Genomic DNA, 18,250 nt, shown 5'->3' with positions numbered 1-18,250 from the left:
CTCCGACGATAAAATACGCCTGTAGTATATCAACCGCTTTACTTTAAAGCACTAAAATAGCTCTATATCACTGTGATGATTCGTATTGACCTTTGCGGCTTCCGCTTTAGTGCGTAAATTAGATATAAGTTCATTGCGGCTTTCGGCAACTTGTTTAAGCTGATATTTGATAAAGGCTAAATCGCTATTAGCCGATACAAATAACTGCATTGTTTGATCTAATTGAGATATATATAAAGTGAGATCGGCAGGATTTGCTTGTGTTTGTTGTAGCTTAATGGCGCAGTCAAGCTCATGTAGCTGCTCTATAAACACTTTAGTACTTTTGTTTTGCTCTATATTTTGTGTAGTTAACTGCTTAACAATATCTTGAAGGGCTGTACTTATTTGAGCTGCCTGCTCATAACTGCTTTCGCTTCTTTCCATGGTAATAACCTTCTCGTTGGTTACTTCTAATATATGCGGGAACAGATCTTTATAGCGCCCGTACAAAGCATCGTTATCAACTGGCATATTTTTTATTAAAAGGGATACTTTGGGGTAATTAATTATAGTACTACTACCAATATCAACAAATCGTTGAGCTTGTCTGTGTTGCTCCAGCAGCTCTTGCTCTAACGGGCAAACACCACTTTGCTGGCTGTAAAAAACACCTGTTCCTTGATACCAAAACACAACCACAACATCTAAATTTAAAGGAGCAAAAAAGGTAAAAAAGTGTTCACTCAACGATTGAAAGTTATTAGCGTGATAGCTTTGTCCAACGTAGCGCATTATACGGCCCATATCGCCCGACTCTGTCATCGCTATTTCCGCTGTTTTATTCGCTTTTGCTATATCCAGTTTTAGCTTTGCACATTGCTGTCGATATTCGTAAAGCACTTTTATACGCGCTATTAACTCTTCTGCGTTAAAGGGTTTAGTAATGTAATCAGATGCGCCAACACTATAACCTTTTACCCGATCGCTTAACTCTATTTTAGATGAGAGAAACATAACGGGAATATCTTGAGTGCTTTCACTGTGCTTTATCGTTTTACATACGTCATAGCCTGACATACCTGGCATTTCAATATCGAGTAAAATAATATCAGGGTTATATTTATTGGTTAGCCTTAATCCTTCATCGCCATCTTTTGCATGAATTATTTTACAAAACCCTGCTAAAGACTCTTCAATTATATGATGAACATATTTGTCGTCATCAATTGCTAATACCAACTTTGCCATGCCTTAATCCATTTTAATAGGTGTGCTAAAAGCATAGTACGACAGGATGAAATTACTAAAAATTATTAGATAATAATTTACAAATAATAAAAAAGCGCCATTTAGGCGCTTTAATTTAGTTTGTGCTAAATATTAGTTTTTAAGCTGCAATACCGCTGTGGCGTAGTAACGCGTCAACATTAGGCTCACGACCACGGAACTTTTTAAATAATTCCATTGGCTCTTCACTGCCGCCTTTTTCTAAAATATTTTGCATGAAGGCTTGACCGGTTTGCGGGTTAAAAATACCTTCTTCTTCAAATTTAGAATAAGCATCAGCAGAGAGTACTTCAGCCCATTTATATGAGTAATAACCAGCGCTGTAACCGCCTGCAAAAATGTGGCTAAAGCCATGCTGAAAACGGTTAAACTCAGGAGGCTTAACGACCGAGGTACGGCTGCGTACGTCATCAAGTACTGCTTGAATTTGACACTCTTCACCCGCTTTATAATCATTGTGGATTTTAAAGTCGAATAACGAGAACTCAATTTGACGCAGCATTTGCATGCCTGAGTTGTAGTTTTTAGCCGCTAGTAGCTTATCAAGTAGCTCTTTAGGTAACGGCTCGCCCGTTTCATAATGACCTGAAATAAAGCTCAATGCTTCTTCTTCATAACACCAGTTTTCTAAAAACTGACTAGGAAGCTCTACCGCATCCCACGCTACACCATTAATACCCGCAACAGGGGCAGCATCAACTTGTGTAAGCATGTGGTGAATACCATGACCAAACTCGTGGAATAAGGTAGTCACTTCGTCATGAGTAAACAATGCAGGTTTATCGCCAACCGCTTTATTAAAATTACACACTAAATAAGCCACTGGAGTTTGTAGTTCGCCGTTAGCACGTACTTTACGACCCATACAGTCGTCCATCCACGCACCACCGCGTTTACGGTCGCGTGCATATAAATCGAGATAAAAACGTCCACGTAAGGTATTGCTGCTATCTACAATTTCAAAAAAACGTACATCTTTGTGGTAAGTATCAAAATCAGTAACTTCTTTTACGCTAATACCAAATAAGCGGTTAACGGTTTCGAATAAGCCACTTAATACTTTATTTGCAGGGAAGTAAGGACGTAGTACTTCATCTGAAATAGCGTATTTTTCTTGCTTAAGTTTTTCGCTGTAGTAACCAAAATCCCATGCCTGTAATTCAGAAATACCATGTTTTTGCTCAGCATAGGCTTTTAACTCTGCCACTTCTTGCTCTGCTTGTGGTTTTGATTTAGCCGCTAGGTCTTCTAAAAACGAGAATACTTGCGCCGGTGTTTCGGCCATTTTAGTTGCCAGTGACTTTTCAGCGTAGCTGTTAAACCCTAGTAACTGTGCAAGTTCATGGCGAAGCGCAAGCTCCTCACTCATAATCTCTGAGTTATCAAATTCACCAGCATTAGGGCCTTGATCTGATGCGCGCGTAGAAAACGCGGTGTAAGTTTCTCTGCGGAGTTCGCGGTTATCTGCATAGGTCATAATTGGTAAATACGACGGGAAATCAAGGGTGAATACCCAACCGTCTAACTCTTTACTTTTTGCTGTGTCAGCTGCAAGCGCTAAAGCAGATTCTGGCAAGCCAGCTAAGTCGCTTTCATCAGTAATATGTTTGTGCCAAGCAAGTGTGGCATCCATTACGTTGTTGCCAAATTTTGAGGCAAGTTCTGATAAACGCGCGCTAATTTCGCCGTAGCGTTTTTGCTGCTTCGGCGCTAATGCAATACCCGATAATTTAAAATCACGAAGCGCATTAGTAATTGTTTTTTGCTGTGCTGTAGTCAGCGTTTTAAATTCGTCGCTGTTATAAAGCGTATTATACGCGTTGTATAAACCTTGATGCTGACCTACAAATGTTGAATATTCAGATATTAACGGTAAGCACTGCTCGTAAGCTTCACGTAATTCGTCGTTATTCATTACTGAATTTAAATGCGATACAGGGGAGAACATACGCGATAATTTGTCGTCGGCTTCTTCAAGGGGTAATACTAAGTCATCCCACGTGTACGAGCCTTTCGCTAGCACGTCATCAATGGCTTTACGACAAAGCTCAATACCGTCTTTTAGTGCTGGTACTACGTACTCAGGCTTTATTTTTGAAAATGGTGGTAAGCCTTCAAGGCCAATTAGTGGGTTGCTCATAAATACTCTCTTTGAGGTAATGCATTACGTTTTAAATTGGGTCTAAAAGTAAAAAAACAACTCAGCCGCTTTTAAGTTGTTTAATTTTAATAAGGTTGCTCTAAAGCAAAACACAAATAACCCATTAATGAGTCGGCCACTTTATAACGTTCTAGTACCGTATCAACTAGGTTATTACTGCATATTTGCTTTTGAGTAAGTGGGCTAATGGCTATAAAGTCTTTTCGTTTGAGCTCATCTATTAAGGGATGATCTTTTTCAAAGCCCCTTGGTGGGCGTTTTAGCGACTCTCCTGACATTTCAAATATAGATTTAAATTGCTCATCATAAATTGCTTTTTTATAGCTATTTGGGTTTTCATCTATGCAGGTTCTAATGGCATTAAGCGCCTTTGATTCTGGTCGCCAAATACCAGCACCTACAAAACATTCGTCATTTGCTAAGTGAAAATAAAAACCAGGGGCGTGTACGTCTTTTCCCATAAAATGGCGAAATTGAATCCCTACATTAATTTTATATGGGGTTTTATCTTTACTAAAACGCGCGTCTTTATGGATTCTCATTAAACTACCGCCGACTTTTTTATCTGATGCGACAAAATGGCTAGAAACCTCAGCAAGTGGTGCTTGCATTTGCCTAATGAAATCTAAAGCGGGCTCTCTTACGTATTCCTCATACTGTGATTTATGGTCGTTAAACCAGTCTCTATTATTGTTTTGATCAAGCAGAGCAAGAAATTCGAATGTTTTTTTACTAAACATAGGTCACCTAAACACTCTTTATTTTTAAAACTTAATGTTATGCTAATGCGCATAAAACTCAACGCCTAAGGACATAAAATGACACAACACTTTGATTATATTGCAATCGGTGGTGGCAGTGGTGGTATTGCCTCTGCAAATAGAGCGGCAATGCGTGGCGCTAAAGTAGCACTTATAGAAGCAAAACACATGGGCGGCACGTGTGTAAACGTGGGCTGCGTACCTAAAAAAGTAATGTGGCACGGTGCTCAGGTTGCTGAAGCAATTAATTTATATGCCCCAGATTACGGCTTTAATGTTGAAGTTAAAGGCTTTGATTGGAGCAAGTTAGTAGAAAGCCGTGAAGCCTACATAGGCCGAATTCATAAAGGTTACGACAGTGGCCTTGCTAGCAATGGCGTTACTGTAATTAAAGGCTTTGCTAAATTTGTAGATAATAAAACAGTTGAAGTAAACGGCGAGCACTACACAGCCGATCATATATTAATTGCAGTAGGTGGACGCCCAAGCATTCCGCATATTGAAGGTGCTGAACACGGTATCGATTCAAATGGCTTTTTTGAATTAAAAGAGCAACCTAAACGCGTTGCAGTAATAGGCGCAGGCTACATAGCCGTTGAGCTTGCTGGTGTATTACATGGTTTAGGTACTGAAACACATTTATTTGTTCGTAAGCATTCTCCACTTCGTAACTTTGACCCATACATAGTTGAAACCCTTGTTGATGTTATGGCTTCTGAAGGCCCTACTCTTCATACAGAATCTGTACCTCATAAATTAGTTAAAGAAGATGATGGCTCTGTAACGCTACATTTAGATAATGGCAAAACTCATAACGTTGACCAAGTAATTTGGGCCATTGGCCGCCAGCCAACAACAGATGCAATTAATGTTGCCGCTGCCGGCGTAGAAGTTAACAGCGATGGTTTTGTTAAAGTTGATGAGTTTCAAAATACCACAGCTAAAAATGTATACGCGGTTGGCGATATTATCGAAAACGGTATTGAACTTACGCCTGTAGCAGTTAAAGCAGGGCGTACTTTATCAGAGCGTTTATTTAATAAAGAACTACCTGATGATTTAAAAATGGATTACAGCCTAGTTCCTACTGTTGTATTTAGTCACCCACCAATTGGTACTATTGGCCTTACTGAACAAGAAGCTATTTCTCAATATGGCGAAGAAAACGTTAAGATTTACCAATCTGGTTTTACAGCTATGTACACAGCGGTAACTAAACATCGCCAGCCTTGTAAAATGAAACTTGTATGTGCCGGCCCAGACGAAAAAGTAGTTGGCCTACATGGTATTGGTTTTGCGGTTGATGAAATGATTCAAGGTTTTGCAGTTGCCATGAAAATGGGCGCAACTAAAGCTGATTTTGATGCCGTTGTTGCGATTCACCCAACAGGTTCTGAAGAGTTTGTAACGATGCGCTAGACGCTAAACTCTAAGCGCTCAATTATAAAAAGCCCTTGTTAAGTAATTAGTAAGGGCTTTTTAATGTTTGTTATATTTTGCACAACAAACCACTTAAAACGTCACATTAAAAACATCCGTTCAACATTAAAAAAACATCTAAGCCATTATTTTAACAGAAAAAATTTTAGACCGATAAAAAGGTTAAAAGTTTAAATTTTGTTTTGGCTTTAAAGTATTTTAACGATTAGAATCCCGCGCATTTATAGTTTCTCTTGGTTATTTATGTTTTTACTGCGATCTTTTATTTATTTATTATGCCTAGCGGGTGTTGCTCATTTAATTCAACTTGAAGGGTTTGAATTAAAACAGGATGCACTTTACAGTGAAGAAACTCTTACCGAACATATGCAAGATGTTTTAACTTTTTTAAGTTGTATTTTATTTTTTTATGCTTCGCAAATTAACTTTCAACTCAAAATACCGGCTGTGTTACTAGCTGCGTTATCGGCAATGATGTTTGTGAGAGAGTTTGATACCTACCTCGACTTATACTTTTTTGATGGCGCTTGGCAAAGTATCGTCTATTCAATTTTAGCTGGCGTGTTTGTTTATTTAATAACAAACAGAGGAAGTATTTTTAACGCTTTAAAAGCCTATAGCCTCACTCCTAGTTATGGAATTTGCTTATCAGGCATGGTTACTTTACTCGCATTTTCGCGAATGATGGGCAAAGGCGCATTTTGGCATTCAGTAATGGGTGATGACTATGTACGTGCGGTAAAAAACATTGTTGAAGAAGGTATAGAAACGCTTGGCTATACTTTGATTTTTATTTCAGCCATTGAGCTTGTACTCATATGCCGAAAAAGAATGGCTAAAAATCACAAGCATTGCACTGATCAAGTAATTCAATAACATAGCTACATTTTTTATTGGTTACTTTTTTTACACTAAATTTGCTAATTGGTTTAATAAATCAATATACTGAGCCTGTTTTTATCAACTCACATTTAATTGGATACCATGACTAAAGATATATTGCTGCATCCGTTTCTTCTTTCAATTGTAATGATCACAATTGCATTTGTACTAAAAGTGCTTGTTGATAAGCTTGCTAAAAGTCGCGCAGAAAAAAAAGAAAAAGACATCCGTTACATCGCACACAATATTAAGCACTTTATTAATTTTGTAATGATGATATCGCTGCTATTTGTGTGGTCTACTGAAATTCAAAACTTTGCACTTTCTATTGCTGCTTTTGCCGTGGCGATTGTACTTGCAACGCGTGAGTTTATTCAGTGTGTAATAGGCTTTTTTTACCTCGTAACAACTCGCCCGTTTAGAGTGGGTGATTGGATACAAGTTGGTGATTACTTTGGTGAAGTAGCTGAAACGGATTGGATAAAAACAACCATGCATGAAATTGATATATATACTTATCAATTTTCTAGAAAAACCATATACATACCTAATAATAAGCTGATCACCAGCTCTATTAAAAACTTAAACTTTGTAAAACGCTTTGTTACACATCATTTTATTATTGTCCGAAGAGAGAGCTTTAACCCGTACCCTATTCACGACACACTCACTGAGCAAGCTAAACTGTACTGCGAAGAGTTTCAAGAAGTAGCAAGCCGTTATAATTCGATGATTGAGCGTAAACTTGATGCAAAAATATCTGGCCCAGAGCCGGTAATTCACTTTGGTACAACCGATTTAGGTGAATTTAAAGCAAGCTTTACCTTGTTTTGCCCGACAGAAAAAGCGCTTGAGATAGAGCACAAATTAACAGAGTGCTTTTTTGCGTTATGGTACAAAGAGGCTGAAAAAAATAAAGAAGGTGAAGGAGAGGCATAAACCTCGCCTACACAAAGTAAAAATACAAATCGTAGGTGCGAATTTATTTCGCGCTCTATTTCTAAGTCTGTATTCAAAAAGCGAGGTATAAAACCTCACCTACAATAAACATCAAGCATGTAGGTACGAATTCACTTCGCGCTTGAGTAATATTTAAGCTGTACCGCCGACCGTTAACTGATCAATCTTAAGGCTTGGTTGGCCTACGCCTACCGGTACGCTTTGACCATCTTTACCACAAACACCAACACCTTTATCAAGTGCTAAGTCGTTACCAACCATAGATATTTGCTGCATTACTTCTGGTCCATTACCAATAAGCGTTGCGCCTTTAATTGGTTGGGTAATTTTACCATTTTCGATTAAATACGCTTCTGATGCACTAAATACAAACTTACCTGAGGTTATATCAACTTGTCCGCCGCCAAAGTTAGGCGCGAATACCCCTTTTTTAACTGAGCTGATAATATCGGCTTGGCTGTGCTCACCACCTAACATGTAGGTGTTAGTCATGCGAGGCATTGGTAAATGCGCATAAGACTCACGACGTGCGTTACCGGTAGGATTTACACCCATTAAACGCGCGTTTAGCTTATCTTGCATATAGCCTTTTAAAATACCGTTTTCGATAAGTACGTTGTAAGCGGCTGGTGTGCCTTCATCATCAACATTAAGTGACCCACGGCGATCAGCCATGGTGCCATCATCAACAACAGTACACAGCTCAGATGCTACTTTTTGGCCCACTTTACCACTAAACGCAGACGCGCCTTTGCGGTTAAAGTCGCCTTCAAGTCCATGCCCTACTGCTTCGTGTAAAAGCACGCCAGGCCAACCATTACCAAGTACAACTTCCATCGTGCCTGCAGGTGCATCAATAGCTTCAAGGTTTACTTTAGCTTGGCGTACAGCTTCTTCAGCAAATTCCATCCAACGTGGTTTACCATCAACAAGCTCTTTAAAGTAACCATAATCTAAACGTGCACCACCACCTGCGCCACCGCGTTCACGGCGACCATTTTTTTCAAGCAGCACTGAGCAGTTTAAACGAATAAGCGGGCGAATATCGGTGGCAAACGTACCATCACTTGCTGCGATTAATACTTCTTCGTATACCGCTGACATTGAGCTAATTACTTGCTCTGCATCGGGTGCTAGTTCACGAATATAGTTTTCAAGTTCGCGTAATAAACTCACCTTGTCGGTATCGCTCATACTCGAAATTGGCTGATGCGCTGCAAACTGCTCTTTAGCTTTAACATCACTAAATACTTTAATCGCTCTATCTTCGCCAGCATCTGCGATGCTACGAGCCGCTGTAGCCGCTTTATTAAGTGCTTCAAGATTTATTGCATCAGAGTAAGAAAAACCTGTTTTTTCGCCGCTTACAGCACGTACGCCAACGCCACGCTCAACGTTATAAGAGCCTTCTTTAACTAAGCCGTCTTCAAGCACCCATGATTCGTGGTGGCTTGATTGAAAATATAAATCGGCGTAATCCACTTCATGCTGATGTATGTAAGCGAGCGTTTTTTCGAGCTCTTCTCTATTTAGCTGGCTGTCTTGTAGTAAATGCTGTTCAACCGAATTCATAATAAATGCTCTCTAAATCGTTGATGAGACTGCACGGGCATATCTCGTCTAATTTTTTGTAACTGGTCTAAATCTGCGTTGCAGCTTATAAAACCGGTGCCTGTTGGCAATTCACTCAGGGTATTGCCCCAAGGCGAAATAATAATACTGTGGCCATATGTTTGTCGGCCATTTTCATGTGTACCGTACTGAGCTGCTGCAACTACATAACATTGTGTTTCTATTGCGCGAGCTGCTAATAGCGGTTGCCAATGCGCTTGCCCTGTAGGGACTGTAAATGCACTGGGTACTAAAATAATATTGGCGCCTTGGCGTACTAGTTCGTTAAATAAGCCACTAAAGCGCAGATCATAACATACTGTTAAGCCAATTTTACCAAAGGGAGAATCAACAACCACTACATCGCGACCTGCTTGGGTAAAATCTGACTCTCGATAGCTACCTGTTTTATCATCTACGGTTACATCAAATAAATGTATTTTGTTATACGTTGCAACCAGCTCGCCTTGATTATTATATAAGTGCGATGCTGCGTAATACTTATGTTCGTTAAATGGCTCAGGCATTGTGCCTGCATTTAACCAAATATTATGGTGTTGGCACAATTCACTAAGTTGTAATTTGTATTGCTCAACTTGCTTAGCAACACGTAACGTATCGTTACCAGTTTTACTAAACACTAAAAAAGCCTCAGGCAAGCAAACAAGTAATGGCCTTGTTGCTGGCAGAGTTTTAAGTGCGCGCTTTAAGCTTGTTATGTTCTCATCAGGGCTTAGCCCTGAACACATTTGTAGGGCAACTATTGTGGGTGTGCTTATGCTTGCTGTTTTGTTCATTGCGTTACTGTTACTTGTGCATCTTTAAGTTTTAAATCGACTGATGCTTGTGGCTGATTTTGCGCAGCTTGAGGTAGTGTAACTTCACGACTTTTTCTGTCGAGTTCTTGAACAATAGGGTCGTTCATTTTACCCGTTACTTTAAAATTGATCTCTGAGATGACGCGCGCAGAATGAATAACTTTATCAAGTGCTAAAGCAGCAAGCCCTGTTACTGGATTAACCATCCACGCAACTATAACCGGAATGCTTGAGGTTACTTGTGGCGCTACAGCAAGGTCGTAATCTATATCTAGCGTGTTTAAATTTGCATAACCTTTAATGGTTAAATCGGCGGGTACGCCGTCCATTTTAGTATCTTTAGTGTAAGCGATACCGTTTTCTAACTGCATAGAGCCTTGCATGCTGTTATAAAAAAAGCCCTTTGAAAATACATCTCTAAAATCAAGTTTCAGTTTGCGTACGAGTGAATCAAGGCTCAACAGCGAAAATACGCGTGCACCACCATCACTTATTTCAGTTAAGTGACCTTCCCCTAAATCCCAAGTAACCTCACCACTTAAAGTTTTCACATCAAAATCATAAGGTGCTGCTTGCCAAGTAAGATCATAATTTAGATCAGCTTTAGAATCCTTAATTGCAGAGGTAATATCAAACTCGCCAAACAATGCGCCTATATCATCACTTTTAAGCTCACCACTTAGCGTTGTTAAACCATTTTGCCACTGCCCTTTAGTGCGCAGTACATGATCTCCTTTATCGATTACAAGTTCTGATATCGATAAGCGCTCGCCATCACCTAATAATGACGCACTCACTTTATCAAGCTGATAGCGATCAATTTTGCAGTCACTACATTCAAACTCAATGGCAGGTATTTTAGTAAGCCAGCTCAAGTCTTCCTCAGGAAGCACATCTGTTATTTCAATTAATTGCTCGCTAGGCTGTGCAAAATTAAGCCTTAAGTAATCGGCATTAATTCGTATAGGCTGGCTAGGCTGTGATGTAGGAATAAAAGCCCCAGCTCTAAGTTCTTTAGCATTTAGCTTTAGGTATAAATCGTCTTTTGATGGTGCTAAACGCATTTCAAAATCATTAAAGATGATGTTACTCGCATCAAGCATACCTATATTTGCGACCACCTCATTAAGCGGTGGCATAATCCCTTTTGATTCTTTATCTGGGTTTGATTTACCTGCTTTAATTATTTGATCAATCAGATCAAACCAAGGCACTAATTCACTCTGCTCAAGATTTATATTTACGCTTAAGTCTTTTTGGTTTAATCCTAAATCTTGTTTTCCGAGCACAAAATGGGCATTACTAAACTGTGATTTTCCATTTTCTAAAATAGCATTAAAGTAAAACTGTTGATTAGCGTTTGCTGTAATGAGATTAGAAATATCATCACCTTGAACTACTGCATCAAGTGCCCACGCTTGTTCGCTATTTTTATTATAAGGTGCGGGTAAGTTACTCGTTAAGCCAAGTAGTTCTGAGTTTACCTGTGCACGATAATTAAAGCCTTGTTCGGTAAAATTAAGTACTAAACCAATATCAACATCGCTTTGCCCGCTTAAATAATTTTTTAATATACCTTGTCCACTATCAATTAGTGTATCGGCGTCAATTTTGGCGTTTATATCTATGTTTGCTTGGTAATTTTTAGTATCACTTTTGCTGCTGTAATTAATATTTAGCGGCATGCCCAACCACTTCGCAGTCGCATTTTTAAGTGTAATATTGTCGTTTTTAAAATTAAGCTCGCCAGTTAAGTTTTTAAGCTCAATACCTGGCGTTGCTATAAATACTGGTAAGTCATTTAAATTAACTTTGCCGCTAACACTGGCTCCGCCTTTAAACTTAGAGCCTACTAAAAGCTCAATACTGGCATCGGCTTCGCCTTTGCCCTGTACAACTTTAAAAATTTCAGCAAGAGGTTTGGCAATAGGTGTCGCTGCAAAAAAGTCATGTAACTTTTCCATCTCTGCTTTTTTATCAATTTGCACAATAAGTTCATCAGCATTCATTAAATCTGCAATGCTCACCTGTACACTATTACCAATATCTAAATTAACCAACTTGCCTTGCTGGCTATATATGTCCATTCGCTCATTAGCAAAATGTAGCTGTACATCAGCATTAGTGACCGCTGGCCAATCAGGGTCAAACTCATAGGTTGCATTGTCTATTTGTGCTAATACATCAAACTGACCACTACCATCAGTAAATGGGAAACCAGACAAAGGCCCTGCAAATAAGACCTGTGCTTTAGATACTTCTCCGCCTTTAATTGCACCATTTAAATAGCTAACAAGTTCAGGGCTCATCGCTTTTAATGGGAAGTAATGATCTGCAATATTGGCATCTGGGGCGAACGCTTCTGCGTAAAGATCTAATCGAGGATCATCTGTTAGGCTAATTTGTAATTCTGCAGCAAGAGTAACTTCATCATTATCAAACCAGATATTGTCACTACTTATATGCCAGCCATCATCTCGCTTAGCTAAATCTAGCTCTACATTTAGCTGATTATAATTTATGTCGTTACTAAAGCTTTCGCCTGTGACTAATGTGCCACTTTCGCCAAATAAATTTATTCGACCAGTACTTTGGGTAAGTAAACCATTTACTCTAAGCCCTTGCGCTGCTGGTACCGATCTTAATTCTTGCCAGCCAATATTGTTAGCCTCAAACCATAATTGCCATTGCTGTGCATTAGAAAAACTTAAATAAGCTTGATCTATTTGCCCACTAGGTTGGCGTTCTAAAAATGGTTCAAGTGCATTAAAATTACTTAGCCCGGCTAGGTTACTCAGTAATTCAAAATCAACTTGATGCAGCCACACTTTATTTTGCAGCCCTAGTTGGGCTTCAAACTCTAAACTTGGCCATGCTTTATCGTTACTATTAAATGTTAAACCGGTACTTTTTAAGTGCCAGCTATTTTGTTCTGGATATAGATGGAATCCACCTTCACTCAAACTAACTTGGTGGCTTTGCTCTTCTCGCTGCCAGCGTACAAAGCTTGGTAACCACTGCATTTTCACATCGCTTACAAAACCTTTATCTAGTTTTAGCCATGCTTGTAAATTAATATCGCTATGTAGTTGTTGTTTTTGCGTATTTATATATTGCGCTAACCAGTTAGATACATCGACCTTATTAGCCTGCACATAGATGTCGCCCGCAACCTGCTCTAGAGTATCCCCGGTAAGTGCTATGCGCGCGTCAAAGTCTCCGACCGAAATTCCCGGTAGTGCTAAGCTTCCACTGCCAAAGTGCTGCTCATCTTCATTTTGCCAAACAATGTTTTGAAGAAGTAATTTACGTTCTTTACCGTCTTCTAAAATAAAGTTAATACTGGAATTTTCTATTGCAAAATGACCCGTTTTACCCAAAAACAGTTCTTCAATTAGCTCTTTTTGCTCAAAAGAAACTTCGTCGTTATCACCGGTTTTAAATAAGTTGGTGATATTTACACTGGTATGAAAACCATTAATAACAAAATAATTAGATCTAAGTTGCAGTGCTTTTAAGCTTTCCCATAGGTTTAGCTCTAAGCTGGTTTTAGCAATGGTGAGTGATATTGGCGCGGTTTCGTTATCTTTAAACGATAAATTTTCTAGCACTAATGCAGGACCACTGCCCTGCCAACTAGCTGATATTTCGCCAATAGATAAGCTTATTTCAAACTTTTCGTGTAAATAGCTTTCTATGTCACCTTTGTATTCGTTTGCATACGGGAGGGTATATTTTAAAATTGAAACAATAACGGCCAGTAATACCAAAATTATGGCGCAAGTCTGCCATAACTTTCTAAAACAAAAAAAACAGACCGCTTTTGCTTTCATTACATCATTACCACATCAAACTGTTCTTGGCTGTATAAGCTCTCGGTTTGAATATTGACTTGCTTACCAATAAATAGTTCAAGCTCAGCAAGGTTATGATACTCATCGTTTAGTAGCGCCTCACTTACAGCAGGTGCTGCGTACACCATAAACTTGTCCGCTGCGTATGCTCGGTTAACACGCACTATTTCACGTAGTATTTCATAGCAAACCGTTTCAACTGTTTTTTGTGAACCACGACCGGAGCATGCAGGGCATACATCACATAAAATATGCTCTAAGCTTTCGCGTGTACGTTTACGCGTCATTTCAACAAGGCCAAGCGCTGAAAGCCCATTAATATTCGTTTTAGTGCGATCTTTTGCAAGGGCTGATTCAAGTGAATGAAGCACCCGCCTTTTATGATCCTCACTTACCATATCGATAAAGTCGATAATGATAATACCGCCTAAGTTACGCAGCCTAAGCTGGCGAGCAATTGCAGAGGTTGCTTCTACGTTGGTATTAAAAATTGTTTCTTCTAAATTACGATGCCCTACAAATGCACCTGTATTAACATCAACAGTCGTCATTGCTTCTGTTTGGTCAATAATTATATAACCACCCGATTTTAGCGTAACTTTACGATGTAGTGCTTTTTGAATTTCGTTTTCAACATCAAACAAATCAAATATAGGTCGCTCGCCTGGGTAGTATTCAAGCACTTGAGAAAGCTGTGGAACAAACTCTTCAGTAAATAACTTTAGTTCTTCATAGCTGAGTTTAGAGTCAACGCGAATGCGCTCCATATCTTCGCCTACATAGTCACGCAGGGTTCTAAAGGCAAGCGTTAAATCTTCGTGTAGGATACTGGCTTTACTCGTTTTTCTACGACGTGATGTTATTTTTTCCCATAATTTTCTTAAAAAGCCGGCATCGTGTCGTAATTCAGCTTCGCTAGCACCTTCAGCTGCTGTACGTACAATAAAACTGCCATTTTCATCGCCATATTCTGCGACTATTTTTTTAAGACGTGAGCGCTCTTCTTCAGTTTCTATACGCTGACTAACCCCTACATGGGTCGCATCAGGCATAAACACTAAATAGCGAGAAGGGATAGTTATATCAGTGGTGAGTCTTGCGCCTTTAGTGCCTAGCGGATCTTTTACCACTTGCACCATAATGTATTGGCCTTGACGAACTAATTCTCTAATATCTTGTACTTTTTTTATTGGTACGTCGTCTACGCCTTCAACAATAGAGGCACTATTTACAATATCGGATGCATGCAAAAATGCAGCTTTTTCAAGGCCGATATCAACAAAAGCAGCCTGCATACCCGGAAGTACACGGCTTATTTTTCCTAAGTAAATATTGCCTACAATACCTAGATTACCGATTCGCTCTAGCTGTATTTCTTGCAGTACACCGTTTTCTATTAGGGCAACACGACTTTCGCTCGGTGTGACATTGATCAGTAATTCTGTACTCATGTTACCTTCTTAAGAATGTTTTTAGTAATTGTTCGGTTTCATATAAAGGTAAGCCTACAACAGAAAAATAGCTACCCGCAATGTGAGTTACAAAGCGACCACCTAAACCTTGGATACCGTAGCCACCGGCTTTATCTTGTGGCTCACCTGACTCCCAATAAGCATTAATTTCTTCATCTGTTAAGGTTTTAAAAGTAACATCTGTGCTTACAACACAGCTAAGCACATCATTTTGCGTCGCAAATGCAACTGCGGTAAGAACTTGATGCGTGTTATCCGATAGGCGTTTTAACGTGTGTGTAAAATCGTTTTTATCGCGAGGTTTACCCAATGACTCGTTGTCTATAACAACCACGGTATCACTACCAAGTACAGGGCGATCGGTATATCCAAGCTCTACACCGCTTTGGGCTTTCAAGCGCGCTAAACGCTCAACAAGTGCTCTAGGTTGCTCGTTTGGAAGTGGGCTTTCATCTGCATCAACACTAAATTGTGTAAATTCGACACCTAATTGGCTTAATAACTCTTTACGACGGGGAGAGGCTGATGCCAAATATACTGCGGTAGTCATTACCTGATCCTAAAATGTCTGCGATATTTACGAAGTAGTAAAAAGACCCAAAACCAGCTAACCATTCCGGTTGCTACTGGCCATAAGTACTGTGGATTAAAATAAACCCCTAACAAAAAGTGATTTAGCCAAAACTGCATTAAGTGATACAGCGTTAAAAATAAACCAATTAGTAGGCTTTGTTGCCAAAGCGAAAAGTTACGAATTTTTTGAAAGTTGCTCGCGGTTACAAAAATACATACCGAGAATGTAAGCGAGTTCACGCCCAGCGGTGAGCCAGACGCTAAATCTATTAATAAACCAACGACCCAAGCAGTACCAATATTTAAACGATGCGGTACTGCTAGCGACCAATACATAAGTACAAGTAAAACCCAGTCAGGTCTAAATGGTTCAAACGAAAATGGAAGTGGCATCAGTGCCATTATTAACGCAAAAAAGATGCTTAGCGCAATTAACAATGAATAACGGTTAATCATCGCTGATTTGCTCCTGTTGATTACGCCATAAAATAACCAGCAAACGAATGCGATCTAGTTGCGCAATAGGTTCTGCAAAAACTTGTGCAAACGGTCGCCCTTCATCACGATTTATTTCAGTTACTACTGCCACCGGGTATCCTTCAGGGAATGTGCCCCCTAAACCCGATGTAACAAGTACATCGCCAATTCGTACATCTAAACTGTGCGGAACGTGAGAGAGCTTAACGACGTTAATTTTACCTATGCCTTCAACAACCGTTCGTACATCGTTACGAAGTATACGCACAGGTGTGGCATGTGTGGTGTCGGTCATTAGTAGCACGCGTGAAGTTGTTGAACCAACCTTTGTAAGCTGCCCTACTACACCCATTTCATCAATTACAGCTTGGCCTTCACTAAGCCCGTCAGTTGTACCACGGTTAATAACAACCTGATGACTATACGGGTTTGAATGTACAGAAAGTACTTGAGCAATTATTTTACGATTTGATTGCTTTGCAGATGAGCCTAATAAGGCACGCAGTTTTTGATTTTCTCTGGCTAGAAATTGATACTGCTGAAGTTGCTCGCTTTGTAGCATTTGCTTTTTTTTCAGCGCTTCGTTTTCTGTAAGAAGTTGATCCCGCGTATGCAGGCTTTTAGCACTTAAGCTAAATAATTCGTAGGGTAAATTAGCAACATAGATTAGTGGGCTAACTAGAGTATTAAGGCTGGTACGAACAACGGTACCACCTTGCGTATATCTGTCTCCAACTATGAGTACGATACTCAAAAGCACTGCGACAAAAAGTCGCAGTTGCAAAGAGACTGTGCGTCCAAACATTAATTTCATTAGTCGTAACTAAAAACGTCACCACCATGAACATCGATCATTTCTAATGCTTTACCACCACCACGCGCAACACACGTAAGTGGATCATCAGCTACAACAACCGGAATACCCGTTTCTTCCATTAATAAACGGTCTAAATCTTTTAACAATGCACCACCGCCAGTAAGTACCATGCCGTGGGCAGAGATATCTGATGCCAGCTCAGGTGGTGATTGCTCAAGCGCAACCATTACTGCACTCACAATACCCATTAACGGTTCTTGTAGAGCTTCTAGGATTTCGTGTGAGTTAAGCGTGAATGAACGCGGAACACCTTCGGCAAGGTTACGACCGCGCACTTCAATTTCGATTGGCTCATCAGTTTTGAACGCAGAGCCAATTTGATGCTTAATATTTTCAGCTGTCGCTTCACCAATTAAGCTACCAAAGTTACGGCGTACATAATTAATAATAGCTTCGTCAAACTTATCACCACCAATACGAACAGATGATGAGTAAACAACACCGTTAAGTGAAATAATAGCCACTTCAGTTGTACCACCACCAATATCAACAACCATAGAACCTGTTGCTTCTGATACTGGTAAACCGGCCCCAATAGCTGCTGCCATTGGTTCTTCAATTAGGTAAACTTCACGAGCACCGGCACCCATTGCAGATTCACGTATTGCACGTTTTTCTACTTGAGTCGCACCACACGGTACACAAATTAGTACACGCGGACTTGGGCGCATAAAGTTATTGTTATGCACTTGCTTAATGAAGTGTTGTAACATTTTTTCAGTTACATAAAAATCAGCAATTACACCGTCTTTCATTGGACGGATTGCTTTAATATTTCCCGGTGTACGGCCTAGCATTTGTTTTGCTTCTGTACCTACAGATGCAACACTTTTAGGTCCACCAGCGCGTTCTTGGCGAATAGCAACAACAGAAGGTTCGTTTAATACAATACCTTCTTCTTTTACATAAATTAGGGTATTGGCTGTACCCAAGTCGATCGATAGATCGTTAGAAAAAATACCACGGAGTTTTTTAAACATGAGGCTGGATGACCTTTGAAATACGTTCTTATATTAGCTGCCTCACTTTAACATGCTCAACTATATGAGCAATATAAAGCGCAGCGCCTTTGTGAATTTGTGAAAAAAGGAAGCA

At 39.7% G+C, this 18,250-nt stretch carries 14 protein-coding genes; 3 read left to right on the top strand and 11 right to left on the bottom strand.

The genetic code is table 11. The features are described 5' to 3' along the window. Positions 1 to 51: 51 nt before the first annotated feature. The 3 genes from H5159_RS00595 to H5159_RS00585 form a co-directional block, all read right to left on the bottom strand. Complete coding sequence (locus H5159_RS00595) at positions 52 to 1,230, bottom strand: response regulator transcription factor (protein ID WP_182779503.1); 1,179 nt, start codon at positions 1,228 to 1,230, stop codon at positions 52 to 54. Positions 1,231 to 1,369: 139 nt separating this feature from the next. Next, positions 1,370 to 3,409 (bottom strand): oligopeptidase A, encoded by a 2,040-nt coding sequence (prlC, locus tag H5159_RS00590; RefSeq protein WP_149602058.1) that lies wholly within the window; start codon positions 3,407 to 3,409, stop codon positions 1,370 to 1,372. Between the two features lie 86 nt (positions 3,410 to 3,495). Continuing rightward, entirely contained in the window at positions 3,496 to 4,170 is a 675-nt protein-coding gene (locus H5159_RS00585; protein WP_039485717.1) for a DUF2461 domain-containing protein, read from the bottom strand. A gap of 78 nt (positions 4,171 to 4,248) precedes the next feature. Between H5159_RS00585 and gorA the strand changes: the two genes are divergently transcribed. The 3 genes from gorA (at position 4,249) to H5159_RS00570 (ending at position 7,452) form a co-directional block, all read left to right on the top strand. Next, positions 4,249 to 5,610: a glutathione-disulfide reductase gene (gorA, locus tag H5159_RS00580; protein WP_182779502.1), complete on the top strand. Its 1,362-nt coding sequence runs from the start codon at positions 4,249 to 4,251 to the stop codon at positions 5,608 to 5,610. 264 nt (positions 5,611 to 5,874) lie between these two features. Next, positions 5,875 to 6,507 carry a hypothetical protein gene (locus H5159_RS00575; RefSeq protein ID WP_182779501.1) on the top strand — a complete coding sequence of 211 codons (633 nt, stop codon included), beginning with the start codon at positions 5,875 to 5,877 and terminating at the stop codon, positions 6,505 to 6,507. A 108-nt stretch (positions 6,508 to 6,615) separates the two neighbouring features. Next, a complete protein-coding gene (locus H5159_RS00570; RefSeq protein ID WP_182712127.1) occupies positions 6,616 to 7,452 on the top strand; it encodes a mechanosensitive ion channel family protein in 837 nt (278 codons plus the stop codon). Positions 7,453 to 7,605: 153 nt separating this feature from the next. On the opposite strand, the gene tldD is transcribed toward H5159_RS00570, so the two are convergent. From tldD to H5159_RS00530, 8 genes are read right to left on the bottom strand one after another with little or no spacing between them, the layout of a single operon-like run. Further along, on the bottom strand, positions 7,606 to 9,045 hold the full coding sequence (tldD, locus tag H5159_RS00565) for a metalloprotease TldD (protein WP_182779500.1): 1,440 nt from the start codon (positions 9,043 to 9,045) through the stop codon (positions 7,606 to 7,608). Next, positions 9,042 to 9,881, bottom strand: coding sequence for a carbon-nitrogen hydrolase family protein (locus H5159_RS00560; protein WP_182779499.1), 840 nt, complete (start codon positions 9,879 to 9,881; stop codon positions 9,042 to 9,044). Before H5159_RS00560 ends, tldD begins: the two co-directional genes overlap by 4 nt. Next, positions 9,878 to 13,735, bottom strand: a complete 3,858-nt coding sequence (locus H5159_RS00555) for a YhdP family protein (RefSeq protein WP_182779498.1) — start codon at positions 13,733 to 13,735, stop codon at positions 9,878 to 9,880. The genes H5159_RS00560 and H5159_RS00555 overlap by 4 nt, the downstream gene beginning before the upstream one ends. Beyond that, on the bottom strand, positions 13,735 to 15,207 hold the full coding sequence (rng, locus tag H5159_RS00550; protein ID WP_002958405.1) for a ribonuclease G: 1,473 nt from the start codon (positions 15,205 to 15,207) through the stop codon (positions 13,735 to 13,737). Before rng ends, H5159_RS00555 begins: the two co-directional genes overlap by 1 nt. Position 15,208: 1 nt before the next feature. Further along, positions 15,209 to 15,778 carry a nucleoside triphosphate pyrophosphatase gene (locus tag H5159_RS00545; protein ID WP_182769495.1) on the bottom strand — a complete coding sequence of 190 codons (570 nt, stop codon included), beginning with the start codon at positions 15,776 to 15,778 and terminating at the stop codon, positions 15,209 to 15,211. Then, complete coding sequence (mreD, locus tag H5159_RS00540) at positions 15,778 to 16,257, bottom strand: rod shape-determining protein MreD (protein WP_002958403.1); 480 nt, start codon at positions 16,255 to 16,257, stop codon at positions 15,778 to 15,780. Before mreD ends, H5159_RS00545 begins: the two co-directional genes overlap by 1 nt. Then, positions 16,250 to 17,092 (bottom strand): rod shape-determining protein MreC, encoded by an 843-nt coding sequence (mreC, locus tag H5159_RS00535; RefSeq protein WP_173400216.1) that lies wholly within the window; start codon positions 17,090 to 17,092, stop codon positions 16,250 to 16,252. The genes mreD and mreC overlap by 8 nt, the downstream gene beginning before the upstream one ends. Then, positions 17,092 to 18,135 (bottom strand): rod shape-determining protein, encoded by a 1,044-nt coding sequence (locus H5159_RS00530; RefSeq protein WP_002958401.1) that lies wholly within the window; start codon positions 18,133 to 18,135, stop codon positions 17,092 to 17,094. The genes mreC and H5159_RS00530 overlap by 1 nt, the downstream gene beginning before the upstream one ends. Positions 18,136 to 18,250 lie beyond the last annotated feature (115 nt).

Source organism: Pseudoalteromonas sp. SG43-1 (assembly GCF_014164415.1).
Taxonomy (GTDB): Bacteria; Pseudomonadota; Gammaproteobacteria; order Enterobacterales; family Alteromonadaceae; genus Pseudoalteromonas; species Pseudoalteromonas distincta.
Note: the sequence above shows the minus strand (reverse complement) of the source record. Positions and strands in the feature narration are given on the sequence as shown.

Bases quoted from the DNA above. Each gene is read 5' to 3' on its own strand.
- H5159_RS00595 (WP_182779503.1), bottom strand. From the start codon at position 1,230: ATGGCAAAGTTGGTATTAGCAATTGATGACGACAAATATGTTCATCAT.
- prlC (WP_149602058.1), bottom strand. From the start codon at position 3,409: ATGAGCAACCCACTAATTGGCCTTGAAGGCTTACCACCATTTTCAAAA.
- H5159_RS00585 (WP_039485717.1), bottom strand. From the start codon at position 4,170: ATGTTTAGTAAAAAAACATTCGAATTTCTTGCTCTGCTTGATCAAAAC.
- gorA (WP_182779502.1), top strand. From the start codon at position 4,249: ATGACACAACACTTTGATTATATTGCAATCGGTGGTGGCAGTGGTGGT.
- H5159_RS00575 (WP_182779501.1), top strand. From the start codon at position 5,875: ATGTTTTTACTGCGATCTTTTATTTATTTATTATGCCTAGCGGGTGTT.
- H5159_RS00570 (WP_182712127.1), top strand. From the start codon at position 6,616: ATGACTAAAGATATATTGCTGCATCCGTTTCTTCTTTCAATTGTAATG.
- tldD (WP_182779500.1), bottom strand. From the start codon at position 9,045: ATGAATTCGGTTGAACAGCATTTACTACAAGACAGCCAGCTAAATAGA.
- H5159_RS00560 (WP_182779499.1), bottom strand. From the start codon at position 9,881: ATGAACAAAACAGCAAGCATAAGCACACCCACAATAGTTGCCCTACAA.
- H5159_RS00555 (WP_182779498.1), bottom strand. From the start codon at position 13,735: ATGAAAGCAAAAGCGGTCTGTTTTTTTTGTTTTAGAAAGTTATGGCAG.
- rng (WP_002958405.1), bottom strand. From the start codon at position 15,207: ATGAGTACAGAATTACTGATCAATGTCACACCGAGCGAAAGTCGTGTT.
- H5159_RS00545 (WP_182769495.1), bottom strand. From the start codon at position 15,778: ATGACTACCGCAGTATATTTGGCATCAGCCTCTCCCCGTCGTAAAGAG.
- mreD (WP_002958403.1), bottom strand. From the start codon at position 16,257: ATGATTAACCGTTATTCATTGTTAATTGCGCTAAGCATCTTTTTTGCG.
- mreC (WP_173400216.1), bottom strand. From the start codon at position 17,092: ATGAAATTAATGTTTGGACGCACAGTCTCTTTGCAACTGCGACTTTTT.
- H5159_RS00530 (WP_002958401.1), bottom strand. From the start codon at position 18,135: ATGTTTAAAAAACTCCGTGGTATTTTTTCTAACGATCTATCGATCGAC.